The organism is Streptococcus moroccensis (assembly GCF_030812835.1).
Classification (GTDB): Bacteria; Bacillota; Bacilli; order Lactobacillales; family Streptococcaceae; genus Streptococcus; species Streptococcus moroccensis.
In genome coordinates this window covers 23,700-37,299 of the sequence record NZ_JAUSTM010000006.1, presented here as the reverse complement: position 1 = coordinate 37,299, position 13,600 = coordinate 23,700, and the positions used below count along the sequence as shown (strand labels likewise).

Here is a 13,600-nt window from a genome sequence, read left to right as displayed (position 1 = left end):
GCTGAAGAACTGAGTTGATTCTTGGGTCCCCTAGTTCAGTTTTAGCTAGAATTTCCATATATGTTTATGTTATAATAGGACCTATATTTTAGACACGGAGGACGATTATGGCCACGATACTCATAGCAGAAGATGATCAAAGCATCCAACTCTTGCTCAAAGATAGTCTGGAAGAATCGTACAGCATATTAACCGCTGATGACGGACTCACAGCCCTTACTATCATTGAAAACGGTCAGGCAGACCTCCTCATTACGGATATCATGATGCCCAAGATGGATGGTCAAGAACTAGTAAAAGAAATCCGTGCTCAGGGAAATACCATTCCCATCCTAATGCTGACAGCCAAGCAAGCCTTGACCGACAAGAAAGAAGGCTTCTTAAACGGGGCAGACGACTACCTGACCAAGCCGGTTAACATCGAGGAGCTATCCTTACGCTTAGTGGCACTTTTACGGCGAGCCAATATTTCTGCTAAGCATCAGATCAAGGTAGGTGAAACGGTTTTAGATGAAACCACCTATACCATTACCAGTCCCAATCAAACCCTGGAACTGCCTAAAAAAGAATTCCAACTTCTCTTTAAACTCCTGTCTTACCCAAATCACATTTTCACGCAAACGCAACTCCTCGATGACATTTGGGGCCTAGATTCATACAGTAGTGAAGATACCGTAAAAACACATGTCAGTCGTATCCGTAAATCCTGTCAAGAGTTTTCAGACTTTAGTATCAAAACAGTCCGAGGTTTAGGTTACAAAGGAGAGCTCCATGAAAAGATTTCTAAATGATCATCCTTTCTTGGTCTGGCAAGTTAAGCGGTACTTTGCAATTGTTGCCATAACGCAACTCACTATTGGGTTAATATTTTGGGGGTTCAGTCAAATTGGTTACCTCGGGTGGAATGTCTTTCTTAATATTATTGGTGTCAGCACACCTTTTTTGGCTATTATTTTTATCGTCATCACCTACTCAACCTATAAGACTGAAAGACATATCAAATCTCTGACAGATGCTATATCTGAGGTTGCTAATGGTGACTTTTCCCAAAAAATTCCGCTTGAAAAAAAGAGCCCCTTTAATAAGGTTTATTTGGACTTTAATAAAATGACCCAGGATTTATCGCACGTACAGAGTCTTCGAGATGATTTTATCAATGAATTTTCCCATGAATTTAAGACACCAATCACTTCTATCCAAGGATTTGCTAAACTCCTTAAAAAAGAAGATATTAGCCCTGAGAAAAAAGACCAATACCTCTCAGTCATTGAAAAAGAAGCTAGTCGCTTAGCCACCCTGTCAACGAATATCATGATTCTCACTGCTTTAGAGGGCCAAGAAATCCTCACCAATAAGCTTGTCTTTGATCTCAGCGAATCGATTCGTCAGGCCGCTATTTTAGCCCTCCCCGCAATTGAAGAAAAAGGAATCACCCTTGACATCGATTTGCCAGAATTGGTTTATAAAGGGGATGCGACCCTCCTATCTCATGTCTGGAACAACCTTTTGTCAAACGCCATTAAATTTGTCGAGCCTGGTGGGCATATTTGGATAGATGGCTACCAAGATGGGCAAGAAATCATTGTTTCATTCACCAATGATGGTCCTTTCATTCCAAAGGAAAAACAAGCCTATCTCTATGATAAGTTTTACCAAGAAGAAACTCCTCAAAAACAAGACGGTCTCGGTTTAGGCCTTGCCATTACCAAAAAAGTCTTATCCTTGACCAATGGTTCCATCAGTCTTGTCAGCGACCCAGAACACCTGACGCGCTTTACGGTGACCTTGTAAGGTTTCCCTTGACAACAGGGATAGGACAGCATCTCTCAAAAGCCACGCAATACTCAAAAACAGGGATTTCCCCAGATTTTCTACAAAATAGCAAAAAAGAAGCTGGGCAATGCTCAGCTTCTTTTAGGTTAACGTTTTTTCTGATTAGGCTTGGTAACGAAATTGACGTAGCCAGTCATTGAGTAGTAACAAGGCAATACATCCTATTAGTACGCCGATAAGGTTAAAGACTAACATCTGACCCATAACACCTAGTAACTCTAAGAATATAGTACCACACAAGAGAATCCAGTAAAACAAGACAGTCGTTTCATTCTTAGTTTCTCGATAAGACTGGGCATAGGCATCTAATAATTTCAACAAGCAGATATTAGCCAGAACAATGATAACTCCCTTACTTGGGTTAGCGTGTAATGCAATCGACGTCACGCTATAACCAAACCCAAGAATAGAAATGGCTACTGTCCCAAAACCAACCAATCGGTCCATGACTCTTGGAGAGCGTCGCTTAGACAGAAATTCCTTAACGCCATATAAAGCACTCATTGAAGCTGAAATCAGTGATACAAAAGAAAGGCTCCATTCTGGATAGGTAAAATAGTAATAAGCTAAAACTCCTAGAATAAGGCCTGAAATTAGTTGGATGTTTCGTTTCATAATAACCACCTTTATTTTTTCTTTTTTATACTATACCTCCCAAAAGTAAACTTTCGGTAAAGTTTTTCTCTAACTCGTCAAAATGGAACACACCCCTTCGGATAAAACCTCTTTTTTCGGTTGAAATAATTTTTAAAAAATAGTCAAAAGTTTACTTTGATGTTACTTTTATGAGCTATACTAAACCCATCAAAACGAAAAGAGGTCCTAGATATGACAAGAAAAACATTTTCTAAAATCACTTTATTGCTGATCATCCTTACCGGAGGCGTCTACTTATTTAAGCAAAGGAGAGAATGACAATGCGAGTTAAACATTTGTTGATTAGTTTAGCACTACTGATTTCTGGTATTATGTTCTTTATTTACCCCATTGCCAATATTAACATTTTATCCTTAATTTGTTTGGTTGTAGCAGTGGGCAATACCATACGAAATGGCTATCTCTGGTATCAAAAGAAAGAAAGCTTTAAGACAATCAGTTTAAGCTTAGGAATGAGTTTGATTTTCAGCGTTTGGCTTCTCCTCAATTGGATTTCCAATACAGATTATGCCTCCTTATTACCAGGCATGATTGGTATCTGGTTAATTGTTCAGAGTTTCAGACGTTTCCAAAAAGCAAAAGAAAATAATCTTCGTCAAATCGATATATTAGAATGTTTGACAGGTATTTTCTTTGCTAGCTTTTTCCTTCTCTTTCCTTCCATTGCAGCTTTAAACCTTGCTGTTATGGTTGGCATCGTGCTAATAGCTGCTGGGGCCATTAGCTTTTCAAGAGCCCTACATTCCTAATACAAGATGAAAGGAGTATCCCATGTCACATTTTGATTTAGTTGCTATTCATAAGTTCAATGAAGAATTGCACAAGACCGAGTATCTATTAGCTAGTTATCAGATGGCAAAATCTTTTCCTGCGCTATTAAAAAATAAACATCATACTCTCTTGTCTCTCGTACTGGAGCAGCTTCAAAAACTGCGCACTATGTCTACCTATTTAAGGAACTATCAACAGTTTTTCACTTCGATTCCTACTGAAAACTTCTTCTATCGCTATTTCGATCGCATGATTGATCTTCTAAAACAACAGGAACTGAAAGTGGTTGAATACCAACTCAGAGATTTTGACGATCAATTATCTCACCTCTTACCGATAATCGAAACCGAAGCGATTGCTTAATGGAAAGCTTGATGAATTTTGGAAAACAATTTAGCTCTCCTCAACTGTTTTACTCAAAACATCAAGCCTTCCCTTATCATTCCTACCGGCTAACACCTCAAAAGCCTCCCTCTGCTACCTTAACGGTGCGAGAAGGAGGCTTTTTCTGATGCCTTTCGTTAACGTCTCTATTTTAATTTGTCTTTATCATAGGTGTGTACCAATTCTAGACCAGCAAAATTCTGCTGACGGAGGGCTTCGTAAACAATCATACAGACCGTATTGGACACATTGAGGCTACGAACATGTTCATCATTCATGGGAATCCGAAGGGTCTCCTCAGGATGAGCTCTCATAAACTCTTCTGGTAAGCCAGTATCCTCGCGACCAAAGATAAAGTAATGGTCCTGATTATCCGCATAGGACTCTTCAGAATAAATCTTAGTCGCAAACTTAGAAATCAAGTGCAACTGTCCTTGGCACTGTTCCAAAAAGTCTTCTAGTGAATCGTAGTAAGAGACCTCTAACTTATCCCAATAATCAAGGCCGGCCCTCTTCATCTTACGATCATCAATGGGAAATCCCATAGGATGAATAATATGGAGGGGACTATTGGTCGCTGCACACGTGCGAGCAATATTGCCTGTATTCTGAGGGATTTGAGGCTGAAAAAGTACGATATGGTTCCGTGTCATAAGAAATGTTCCTTCTTGGGTGATAGGCAGAAGAAAGAGATGACATTAAAAGTTCTCTCCAGCAATAATCGCCTAAAAATAAACGACGCCAGTCGGAGTCATGCTCAGCAACTGGCGTAGTCAGCTATTGGTTAACTTAAATCACAACAGGTTTGATGTAAGCCAATCAATTTCACTTTTTAGTATATCACTCTGAACGCTGGTGTCAAGCGATTTGTTCCTATTTTTAGAAAAATTTCTGAAAATCTTGGGTTTTTGTGACCATAGTTACAATTAGAACAAGTCAACTCATAGTTCTGTCCATATTTAAATAAAGGAATCCGCAAAGAGAGGAAATCGTCTCACGATTTTCATGAACGACATGTACCCCTTTGATACAATGAGAATAAATTGTTCCCACCCGTGTTGGTCGATTTTTCTGATAGCCTTTACTATTCAAAGAATGAGCCCCAGAGCTTACTTTCTAGACGCTACATTTCGTCTCAAGCTGAAATAATCCGGTACCGGATCGTCTCCGACAGAACTTAGAGGATGGCATCTAAAAATACGGGCAATCCCCATTAATACCCCTTTTAGACCATGCTTTTCAATGGCTTCTATCATGTAATTTGAACAGGTCGGCTGAAAGCGACAAGATGGTGGGCTAAGAGGTGAAATGCGTTTTTGGTACCAACGGACCAAAGAGATGAGTGCTTTTTTCATGATTATTTTTGACGAACAGCTAATTCGTGAAGTTTGGAAATGTCTTTCTTATTGAGACGTCGTGCTTCTCCTGGACGAAGACCTGTCAAGTCAAGATTGCCAAAACGTGTCCGTGACAATTTATCCACTGGGAGTCCAACAGCTTCAAACATCTTCTTCACCTGATGGTTACGGCCCTCATGGATGGTCAATTGAACCACTGAACGACCTTTCACTGGATCCACTTTCAAAATTTCATAAACTGCAGGTTTGGTTTTTTTACCATCCACCACAACCCCACGGGTCAATGGGCGAAGGTTTTCCTTATTAGCCACCCCCTTAACACGCGCTACATAGACCTTATCAATCTCATTACGCGGATGAATCATTTCATCCGTAAAGTCTCCGTCATTGGTCAGGATTAAAACCCCCGACGTATCCCAGTCAAGACGACCGACAGGATAGATGCGTTCTTTTACCTGCGGTAATAGGTCAATAACAGTCTGACGGCCCTTCTCATCTGACACCGACGAAATCACCCCACGTGGTTTATTGAGCAAATAGTAAACCTTCTCTTCATTGTAAATTGGTGTGCCTTCAACTTCGACACGATCTCCAGACTTAATGGTTGTAGCTAAATCAGTGATGACCTGACCATTAACCGTTACAAGTCCCTGTTTAATCAGCTCTTCTGCCTTTCGACGACTCGCTACACCCGCATGGGCAATAAATTTATTGATACGCATTTATCTTTCTCTTTTTCTTTTTGGCAATAGCAGAGCTAGGTCATGACCTACTCTTGCTCAGCAATAAAATCAGCTGACTCTGTTTCTCTAAGCCCTTCTGCCTCTGGCAGATCCTTTTCCGACAAGGTAGACTCGCTCAGTTCTGGGCTATCTTCTAACTCATCCAAATCCTCGTCAGGAAGATCAGCTCGTTCCTCGAAAAGCTGGCTCTCTTCTGCTTCAAGGTCTAGCTCGCTCACCTCTGGTAACTCTTCCAAGCTATTAATGCCTAAAAAATCTAGAAAATGTTCCGTCGTTGCATAAAGTCTTGGACGTCCAATAACGTCTTTAGTGCCGATTGACGCAATCAGTTCAAAAGTGACCAATTTTGACAGAGCTGCACTTGAGTTAACGCCCCGTATATCATCAATTTCAACCCGCGTAATCGGTTGCTTATAGGCAACTATTGATAAGGTCTCAAGCAAGGCCCTAGACATAGATTGGTTAATTGGAGTTCTCGAAAAACGTCGCAAAAGATCCGCATGTTCTTCCTTAGTGACTAAACGGTATTTGCCAGATGATTGAATAAGGGCTAGGCAAGACTCTTCATCGTCTTGATATTTTTGAGACAGTTTCTCTAAGGATTGGCTGAGCCCCGTTGGGGGTATTTCTAAGACTTCTGCCATCTGGCGTAAACTCAATCCCTCTTCCCCTGCAATAAACAGCAAGGCTTCAATTTCAGCTAGTCGGCTCATGGGTTACCTTTCTCAAATACACTGGCCCAAAAGGTTCTTCTTGGGTTGCTGTAATCATTTGGGTCTTCATTAATTCCAAGGTTGCTAAAAACATGGTAATCAACTCACTCATGGATTGGCTAGCTCGGAAAACGTCTTCCAAACGCAGTTCTCGTTGCTCTTCAAATCGAGACTCGATATAGGCCATCATGTCCTCAATTTTGAAGTCATCAGCTGCAATCGTCGTGTGACTCCGTTTAAACTCAGCCTGTTTTGCAGTCATAACCTGAGAAAAGGCCAAAAAGATATCAACACTCGTCTTATCACGCTTGAGGGTGACATCTTCATAGACTAAATCCTGTTTTGGTTTAGAGAAATATTGGGCTCGCCAATCATGCTGGTTGGACAACTTCTGACTCAGCACCTTAAACTTCCGATACTCCTCGATTTGATTGATCAAATCGAGTTCAGGATCTTCTTCCTCAGGTGTTTCAGCGACAACCTTGGGTAACAGTTTTCGGCTTTTAATCAACATGAGCTGACTTGCCATCAGCATATAATCACCAGCCACCTCTAACCGCATCGCTTGAAGAGTTGCAATATAGGCTAAATACTGCTCTATAACTTCAGTGATTGGCACATCGTAAATGTCCATCTGATATTTAGAGACCAAGTGAAGCAAGAGGTCCAGTGGTCCCTCAAAATCTTTTAATTTTATATCCATTCTTATTACCAAACGTCACCGCTTTGTTGCACCTTTTACTGTAGTTATCGTCTAAAGTCTAAAACCGATTAATATACCTTTAACAACTATGAGGACAAGAGTGTTTCCTCAGCTGGCTTATGGATTACTTCCAATATTTTTCCAGCGTGACAGTTGATTTTAATCCTAAGGCTTTAGCGACTTGTTCAAGACTTAACCCTCGCTCTAATTGTTCTAAAATGTATTGTTCTCGTAATTTTTGCGCAGTCAGCTCAGTTAAACCAAGTGTTTTTAAATAGTGGTTCAACTGATTAGAAAACCATTGCCTCGAGTAAGGGCGCTCGTTCTTTGCAAACAGTAAACCTTCTTTAGGGAGATTCTCCAGATAGGGGAGAAGCTGGTTAGGTAGCTTCAAGACACGCTTAACAGACCCGCGGCTAACCGTTATAACCTTAAAGTCCAACTCCAAGTCACTGGCCTTGAGTTGAAGAATTTCACTAGGCAGTAGACCCAGCTGCCATATCAACAGTGCAAAGAGTTGTCCAGTAGCGTAGGCTGTTTCTTGCCATAAGATGGACAAATCCATCAGTTTTGCCTTCGGTTTGTGAATGACTTGATCCATTCGCGTTGTAACGGATAAACTCAATTTATGGTACTGTTTTAACTGTCCGGTCTCATAGAGGAAATACAGGAATTGATTGACTGCCGATAATTTCCGTTTTTGAGCTGTTGATTTCAAACCTCCCAAAAACTGCTGGTAATGCCTTAAGGTTCCAGCTTCAATATTTCCCTCAACGACTTGTCTGAACTGCTCCAAATCATAGCGATAAGCCGTTTCTGAATTGTGAGATAAGTCCTTTTGATTCAAAAAATCGTCAATGGCGGTCATGCTTTTCCTCGATATCATAGCTATCAGAAAACTCATGCAACATACTGTTGATAGCTTTTAAAATAGCTTTTCGCGTGATAATCCCTTTGAAAAAACCATCCTTATCAACCACCGGGAGAAAGGATTGATCAATCAAATCATGCATGACCTGAGTCAGACTATAAAAGTCACTAACAAAAAGAACGTCTGTCTTAACAATTGATCCGATATCTTGGTTGAGGTCTTCATCAGACAATTCATTTTCTAACTGATAGCGAATAATCTCTGTCAAGCCAATTGTCCCCACAAATTTACCTTCTTTCGTCACAACAGGGACGCGAGAATAAGCCATATGGGTTAAGACCAGCTTAGCATGATCCATGTTATGGGTATCAATAAGGACGGCTAGATTTTCCGCTGGGGTTAAAAAAGTTTCTTCTTGTGACCGTAAAAATTCTTTAAAATGTGCATTTATCATCGTTTCAAATCCCTTGTTAAAGCTGGGTAGGTTTGGTGATTGCGATCCAAAAATTCAATGTGGTAATGATCTGGGTAAATATCCAGTTGAGCATACAATCTTTCTTGAATCATTCCTCTGGGTTGGCTGATTGAGCCAGGATTAATAAAGAGAACCCCTTCGCGCATGTCAGCTGCCGGTACATGAAGGTGCCCATAGAGGCAAATATCTGCTCCTACTTCTTCTGCCAAATAATCCAGTCTGGTCCACCCATAGTTTATACCATAGAGATGGCCATGCGTCTGAGCAATTCGTAGCCCAGCAATATCAAGGGTGGTCCTTTCTGGGAAGGCTGCCCAATCACAATTGCCTTTGACCACATAAATGCCATTCCAAAGGTCATCATTAGCTTCTAGTTCAGAGTCCCCATTGTGAAAGATAGCATCCACTTGGCCCTGATAGCGCTTTTTGATTTCTTCTACGATAGTACGGTCACCGTGAGAATCACTCATAATGATCAATCGTGTTACCATGTTGGAAAGACCTCCATGAGTTTTTTCAGTGCTAGGGCACGGTGAGACTGTGTGTTTTTCTCTTCAGTGGTCAATTCTGCCGCCCGCTTTCCAGAACTTTCCACGATAAAGAGGGGGTCATAACCAAAGCCATACTCTCCGTGACTGTCAAAGGCAATAAAACCTGGCCAGTCAGCTTCGACCACTAAACTCTCCTTACCTGGTTTAGCCAGAACGAGTGTACAGTGGAACTGAGCACTGCGATCCTTTTGATCAAAGACGACCGACAGTTCATGCAATAACTTCTGATTGTTCTTCTCATCCGTCGCATCTGGTCCTGAAAAACGAGCAGACCAAACACCTGGCAGACCACCGAGCACGTCAACCTTTAAGCCCGAATCGTCCGCAAGAACAATCTTTCCTGTTAATTGAGCTATTGTCTCTGCCTTTAAGCGAGCATTTTCTTCAAAAGTTGTTCCTGTTTCTTCAACCTCAGGTAAATCTGGAAAGTCATTCAAGTTTTGGACACCGTAGCCTAATTTGGCAAAAAAATCACGGAATTCATTGGTCTTGCCTTCGTTACGGGTCGCAATGAGAATAGTGTCTCCCAAGTCCTCTCCCCCTCCTGTCAAGGCTGACAGCGGAATGCCTTCTTTGGGAAGATGAACGGATTTAATGACATCATTTTCCAGGACTAAAACAGCCCCCTGATGTTTCTTGACAGTCAAGTCTTTTTGAAAAATCTGGTTAATCATATCCACCACAAAGGACATGAGTTTTAAAATGGAACTATAGGAAATCACATGAATTTGAAGGCCTTTTTCTTCACCCAGTTTCCCATCATTTTCAAAGCCACCCAAAATCTGATACAACTGATGTTGGATTTGACTGAACACTTCATCATCTTCAAAGCTTGAAATATAGGTATAGTCCGTTAGTTTGCCGACATACCAGTCTTTATCGTCCTTATATTCAAAAATATCTTGACTCATAAGGTCACACGCTCCACTTCTATCCTTTGACCAAGCCAGCTTTCTGCGATGCCTTGAAAGGCTTCTGGACTGGCAGTTGTGTAAAATTCATGGTTACTCCTGATCGCCTCACGCGCTGCGTTGATTTCAAAATAATTGAGCAATACCGAGATGTCACGCGCAGTTTCAGCGCCACTATCAATCAATTTGACTCCTGGGCCCATGGCATTCTGGATAATTGGCCGCAATAATGGATAGTGCGTACAGCCCAAAACCAAGGTATCCACCTTACCTTTGAGAGGTTTTAAGGTCTCATAAACCACTTTTTTAGCTAGGCTCGAATGCATTTCATTAGATTCGACTAATGGCACAAATCTAGGACAAACAAGACTCGTCACCTCAGTTTCTGGCGACAGTGCCTGAATTTTTTTTCGGTAGATATCCGAAGTGATGGTCATCTGAGTTCCTAGAACGCCAACTTTACCAGATTTTGTTGATTTGATAGCTGCTGAAGCACCAGGAAGAATCACACCAAGGACAGGAATGTCTAGTTTAGCTTTAATGTCTTCCCAAACAACAGAGGTTGCTGTGTTACAAGCTAAGACTATCATCTTCACATCCTTAGTTAACAGAAATTGAACCATTTCCCAAGTATAAGCTCGGATTTGCTCAGCAGGTCTTGGTCCGTATGGAGCCCTTGCTTGGTCTCCTACAAAAATGACCCGTTCATGAGGTAACTGGCGCATGAATTCGCGAACGACGGTCAGACCTCCAACCCCCGAATCTAAAAAACCAATCGGTCTATTGTCCATGCTTAATCTCCAAAAGGGACTGGGCAAAACCCAGTCCCTTCTCATATCCTTATTTTTTCTTGATAGCGTCTTTTTGAGCCGCCTTGATTTGACGGTAAACTTGTTGCACCTTGGCTTCATTAGGCTTTTGGCCCATAGAAGACATCATAGCCCGTACTGCATCTACAGTGAGACGAGGATTTTCAGCAAAGTCTTTTTCAACCTGCTTACGAACCAAAAAGGCTCCTAAAAATGTACCGCCTGCCAAAGCAAGGACAATCAATAAAATCGCTAAACCAGTATTCATCTAAAATCACTCCTAAGTTTTAATCCTTTTCATTATACCAAAAAGAGGCAAATTAAGAAAGTCCTAGAAGCTGTTTCCTTAAATTTTCACAGGCAGTTTAAGGCTAGCGAACCTGACCTCTCACGTAAGAGTGATTATAAGGCTGATAATCTTTATCATGAAGGATTTCAGCAGCATCTGCCAACCAATTGACATTGCGAATCAGAGCCCGTCCCTGCATAATGAGGTCCGCCTGGCCGGTCTGCAAAATATGCTCACAAAGGCCTGGGTTGTCAAGCAACCCAACCGCAGCAACCGCAGCATCACTTACAGCTTGTTTGATGTCAGTCGCAAAAGGTACCTGATACCCTTGGTAGACTGGTATGTCAGGGCTTGCATTAATAACGCCTCCCGTCGAAACATCGATACAGGCAACACCTAACTCTTCTAACCATCTGGCAACTTCTTGCCACTCTTCTATTGTTGTCTCTCCAGGAGCATAATCCTTAATTGATAGTCTAACCCAAATAGGACCCGTAAAGACCGTTTTAACCCCTTCTAGGATTTCTTTGAGCAGGCGAAAACGGTTCTCCAAGTTACCCCCATATTGATCAGTTCTCTGATTCGTTAGCGGGGATAAAAACTGGTTAATCAGGTAACCATGCGCACCGTGAAGCTCGATCATATCATAACCTGCCTCTTGGGCTCTAGCAGCTGCTGCCACAAAGGCCTCCTTTATTTCACTGATACCTGCTAGCGACAGGGCTTCTGGTTGCCCATAATCCTGGTTAAACGCCAGAGCTGACGGCGCCAAAGGAGTCTCAACATCCTTAGCCTTTCTCCCAGCGTGCACGAGTTGAATGCCGACTTTACTTCCTAGAAAATGAAGCTGAGCAACCAAATCCGTCAAGCGTTCTAACTGCTGGTCATTCCAAATCCCCAAATCCTGATTAGACAAACGCCCTTCTGGGCTAACTGCTGTTGCCTCTTGAATGATTAAGGCTACATTGGCAATGGCTCTAGCTCCGTAATGGGCAAAATGAAAAGGGGTAGCAACACCATCTTCCTCATGGACCTCATACATGCACATCGGTGCCATCACCACACGATTTTTCAAATCTAATCCTGCGACAGTTGCAGGAGATAAAAGCATACTCATCTCATAACCCTCCTCAAGCTTTTTTCCCATTGTAGACCTTTTACCATTAAATTTCAAATCTCCGACACATTTTTGAACTTAGAAAAAGAACCCCAGCCTTGGCTGAAATCCTTTATGCTATAATCATTTACAGGTCAAAATCAAATCCAACCACAGTTGACAGATAATCCTCAGGAGTTTCCGCACGGCGGATCAAACGAGGAGTGCCATCTTCTTGCAGCAGGATTTCTGCAGAGCGAAGCTTGGCATTGTACTGATAACCCATCGAGAACCCATGCGCACCCGTATCATGAATCACCAAAAGGTCTCCAATCTCCGTCTCTGGCAATTCCCGATTAACGGCAAACTTGTCATTGTTCTCACAAAGTGACCCGACCACATCAACAACCTCTGTCTGGGAGGACTTGCTAGATAGATTGGTCAAGTGGTGATAGGCCCCGTAAAAAGCCGGACGCATGAGATTCACAGCTGATGCGTCGACCCCAATATAGGTGCGGTAAGTCTCCTTGCGGTGCAAGACCTTGGTCAAAATCAGGCCATGTGGTGCCGTCATAAAGCGTCCCAACTCTGTGTAAAGCTTGACCTCTCCAAGACCTGCAGGCGTCAAGACCTCCTCATAGACACGTCGAACACCCTCACCAATGGCTAGAATGTCATTTGCTGTTTGTTCCGGACGGTAATCCACCCCGACACCACCTGAGAGGTTGATAAATTCCAAATGGACACCCGTTTCTGCCACTACCTCAACCGCTAACTCAAACAATTGCTTAGCTAAGGTAGGGTAATAATCATTGGTTACTGTGTTAGAGGCAAGGAAAGAATGAATCCCAAAGTGTTTCACCCCTTCAGTCTTCATTTCCTTGAAGGCTTGAATCAGTTGGTCCTTGGTCATGCCAAATTTAGACTCTTCAGGGTGGTCCATAATGTCTGTCCCCATAGCAAAGACACCACCAGGATTAAAACGACAGGACATGGTTTCAGGAAGTTTACCGCCAAGACTTCCCTTGACAAAAGCCAAATCTTCATAGGCATCTAGATTAATAATGCCGCCAAGCTCTGACGCAAACTGGTATTCAGAAGCTGGGGTGTTATTAGACGAAAACATAATGTCTTCACCTGTAAATCCCATTTTTTGGCTCATCAAGAGTTCCACATAGCTAGAACAATCCACCCCACAACCTTCTTCTTGAAAGATTTTTAAAATGGCTGGTGTTGGCGTCGCCTTGACTGCAAAATATTCTTTAAAGCCCTTGTTCCATGAAAAAGCTTTGTTAAGGGCACGCGCTTTCTCTCGTATCCCTTTTTCATCATAAAGATGAAAAGGTGTCGGAAATTGGTTAGCTAGCTGCTCAGCTTGCTCTAGGGTAATAAATGGGCTTTTTGTCATTAGACTCTCCTTTTTAGCAAACTCCTTG

At 42.1% G+C, this 13,600-nt stretch carries 17 protein-coding genes and 1 pseudogene; 4 read left to right on the top strand and 14 right to left on the bottom strand.

Translation table 11 applies throughout. The features are described from left to right. The first annotated feature begins 107 nt into the window (after positions 1–107). Positions 108–791 (top strand): response regulator transcription factor, encoded by a 684-nt coding sequence (locus J2S23_RS04035; RefSeq protein ID WP_307121472.1) that lies wholly within the window; start codon positions 108–110, stop codon positions 789–791. Next, a complete protein-coding gene (locus J2S23_RS04030; protein ID WP_307121471.1) occupies positions 772–1,791 on the top strand; it encodes a HAMP domain-containing sensor histidine kinase in 1,020 nt (339 codons plus the stop codon). The genes J2S23_RS04035 and J2S23_RS04030 overlap by 20 nt, the downstream gene beginning before the upstream one ends. Before the next feature lie 144 nt (positions 1,792–1,935). Here J2S23_RS04030 and J2S23_RS04025 read toward each other — a convergent pair whose 3' ends face one another. Beyond that, positions 1,936–2,448: a hypothetical protein gene (locus J2S23_RS04025; protein ID WP_307121470.1), complete on the bottom strand. Its 513-nt coding sequence runs from the start codon at positions 2,446–2,448 to the stop codon at positions 1,936–1,938. Positions 2,449–2,750: 302 nt separating this feature from the next. Here J2S23_RS04025 and J2S23_RS04020 point away from each other — a divergent pair, with 302 nt between their 5' ends. Further along, complete coding sequence (locus tag J2S23_RS04020) at positions 2,751–3,239, top strand: hypothetical protein (protein WP_307121469.1); 489 nt, start codon at positions 2,751–2,753, stop codon at positions 3,237–3,239. 22 nt (positions 3,240–3,261) lie between these two features. After that, positions 3,262–3,624 (top strand): hypothetical protein, encoded by a 363-nt coding sequence (locus J2S23_RS04015; RefSeq protein ID WP_307121468.1) that lies wholly within the window; start codon positions 3,262–3,264, stop codon positions 3,622–3,624. A gap of 167 nt (positions 3,625–3,791) precedes the next feature. Here the strand turns inward: J2S23_RS04015 and J2S23_RS04010 are convergent, their stop codons facing one another. The 13 genes and pseudogenes from J2S23_RS04010 to J2S23_RS03950 all read right to left on the bottom strand — a co-directional run bounded on the left by J2S23_RS04010 (position 3,792) and on the right by J2S23_RS03950 (position 13,572). Beyond that, a complete protein-coding gene (locus J2S23_RS04010) occupies positions 3,792–4,298 on the bottom strand; it encodes a tRNA (cytidine(34)-2'-O)-methyltransferase (RefSeq protein WP_307121467.1) in 507 nt (168 codons plus the stop codon). Positions 4,299–4,754: 456 nt separating this feature from the next. Next, complete coding sequence (gene yidD, locus J2S23_RS04005) at positions 4,755–5,000, bottom strand: membrane protein insertion efficiency factor YidD (protein ID WP_307121466.1); 246 nt, start codon at positions 4,998–5,000, stop codon at positions 4,755–4,757. 2 nt (positions 5,001–5,002) lie between these two features. Continuing rightward, positions 5,003–5,725, bottom strand: coding sequence for a pseudouridine synthase (locus tag J2S23_RS04000; RefSeq protein ID WP_307121465.1), 723 nt, complete (start codon positions 5,723–5,725; stop codon positions 5,003–5,005). A 167-nt stretch (positions 5,726–5,892) separates the two neighbouring features. Further along, a pseudogene (gene scpB / locus J2S23_RS03995) lies at positions 5,893–6,459 on the bottom strand (SMC-Scp complex subunit ScpB); the annotation flags it as partial. Further along, the gene (locus J2S23_RS03990; protein ID WP_307121464.1) at positions 6,443–7,162 is read right to left on the bottom strand and encodes a segregation/condensation protein A; all 720 of its coding nucleotides are present in this window, start codon (positions 7,160–7,162) and stop codon (positions 6,443–6,445) included. The gene J2S23_RS03990 and the pseudogene scpB, both read right to left, overlap by 17 nt. Positions 7,163–7,286: 124 nt before the next feature. After that, complete coding sequence (gene xerD, locus J2S23_RS03985; RefSeq protein ID WP_307121463.1) at positions 7,287–8,030, bottom strand: site-specific tyrosine recombinase XerD; 744 nt, start codon at positions 8,028–8,030, stop codon at positions 7,287–7,289. Further along, entirely contained in the window at positions 8,017–8,487 is a 471-nt protein-coding gene (gene cbpB / locus J2S23_RS03980) for a cyclic-di-AMP-binding protein CbpB (RefSeq protein ID WP_307121462.1), read from the bottom strand. The genes xerD and cbpB overlap by 14 nt, the downstream gene beginning before the upstream one ends. Then, complete coding sequence (locus J2S23_RS03975; protein WP_307121461.1) at positions 8,484–8,999, bottom strand: metallophosphoesterase; 516 nt, start codon at positions 8,997–8,999, stop codon at positions 8,484–8,486. Before J2S23_RS03975 ends, cbpB begins: the two co-directional genes overlap by 4 nt. Then, a complete protein-coding gene (locus J2S23_RS03970; protein ID WP_307121460.1) occupies positions 8,993–9,970 on the bottom strand; it encodes a nucleoside-triphosphate diphosphatase in 978 nt (325 codons plus the stop codon). The genes J2S23_RS03975 and J2S23_RS03970 overlap by 7 nt, the downstream gene beginning before the upstream one ends. After that, positions 9,967–10,761 (bottom strand): glutamate racemase, encoded by a 795-nt coding sequence (gene racE / locus J2S23_RS03965; protein WP_307121459.1) that lies wholly within the window; start codon positions 10,759–10,761, stop codon positions 9,967–9,969. The genes J2S23_RS03970 and racE overlap by 4 nt, the downstream gene beginning before the upstream one ends. 49 nt (positions 10,762–10,810) lie before the next feature. Next, entirely contained in the window at positions 10,811–11,047 is a 237-nt protein-coding gene (locus tag J2S23_RS03960) for a YneF family protein (RefSeq protein ID WP_307121458.1), read from the bottom strand. Positions 11,048–11,150: 103 nt separating this feature from the next. Further along, the gene (locus J2S23_RS03955) at positions 11,151–12,185 is read right to left on the bottom strand and encodes an oxidoreductase (protein ID WP_307121457.1); all 1,035 of its coding nucleotides are present in this window, start codon (positions 12,183–12,185) and stop codon (positions 11,151–11,153) included. A 127-nt stretch (positions 12,186–12,312) separates the two neighbouring features. Then, entirely contained in the window at positions 12,313–13,572 is a 1,260-nt protein-coding gene (locus J2S23_RS03950) for a diaminopimelate decarboxylase (protein WP_307121456.1), read from the bottom strand. Between the last annotated feature and the right edge of the window lie 28 nt (positions 13,573–13,600).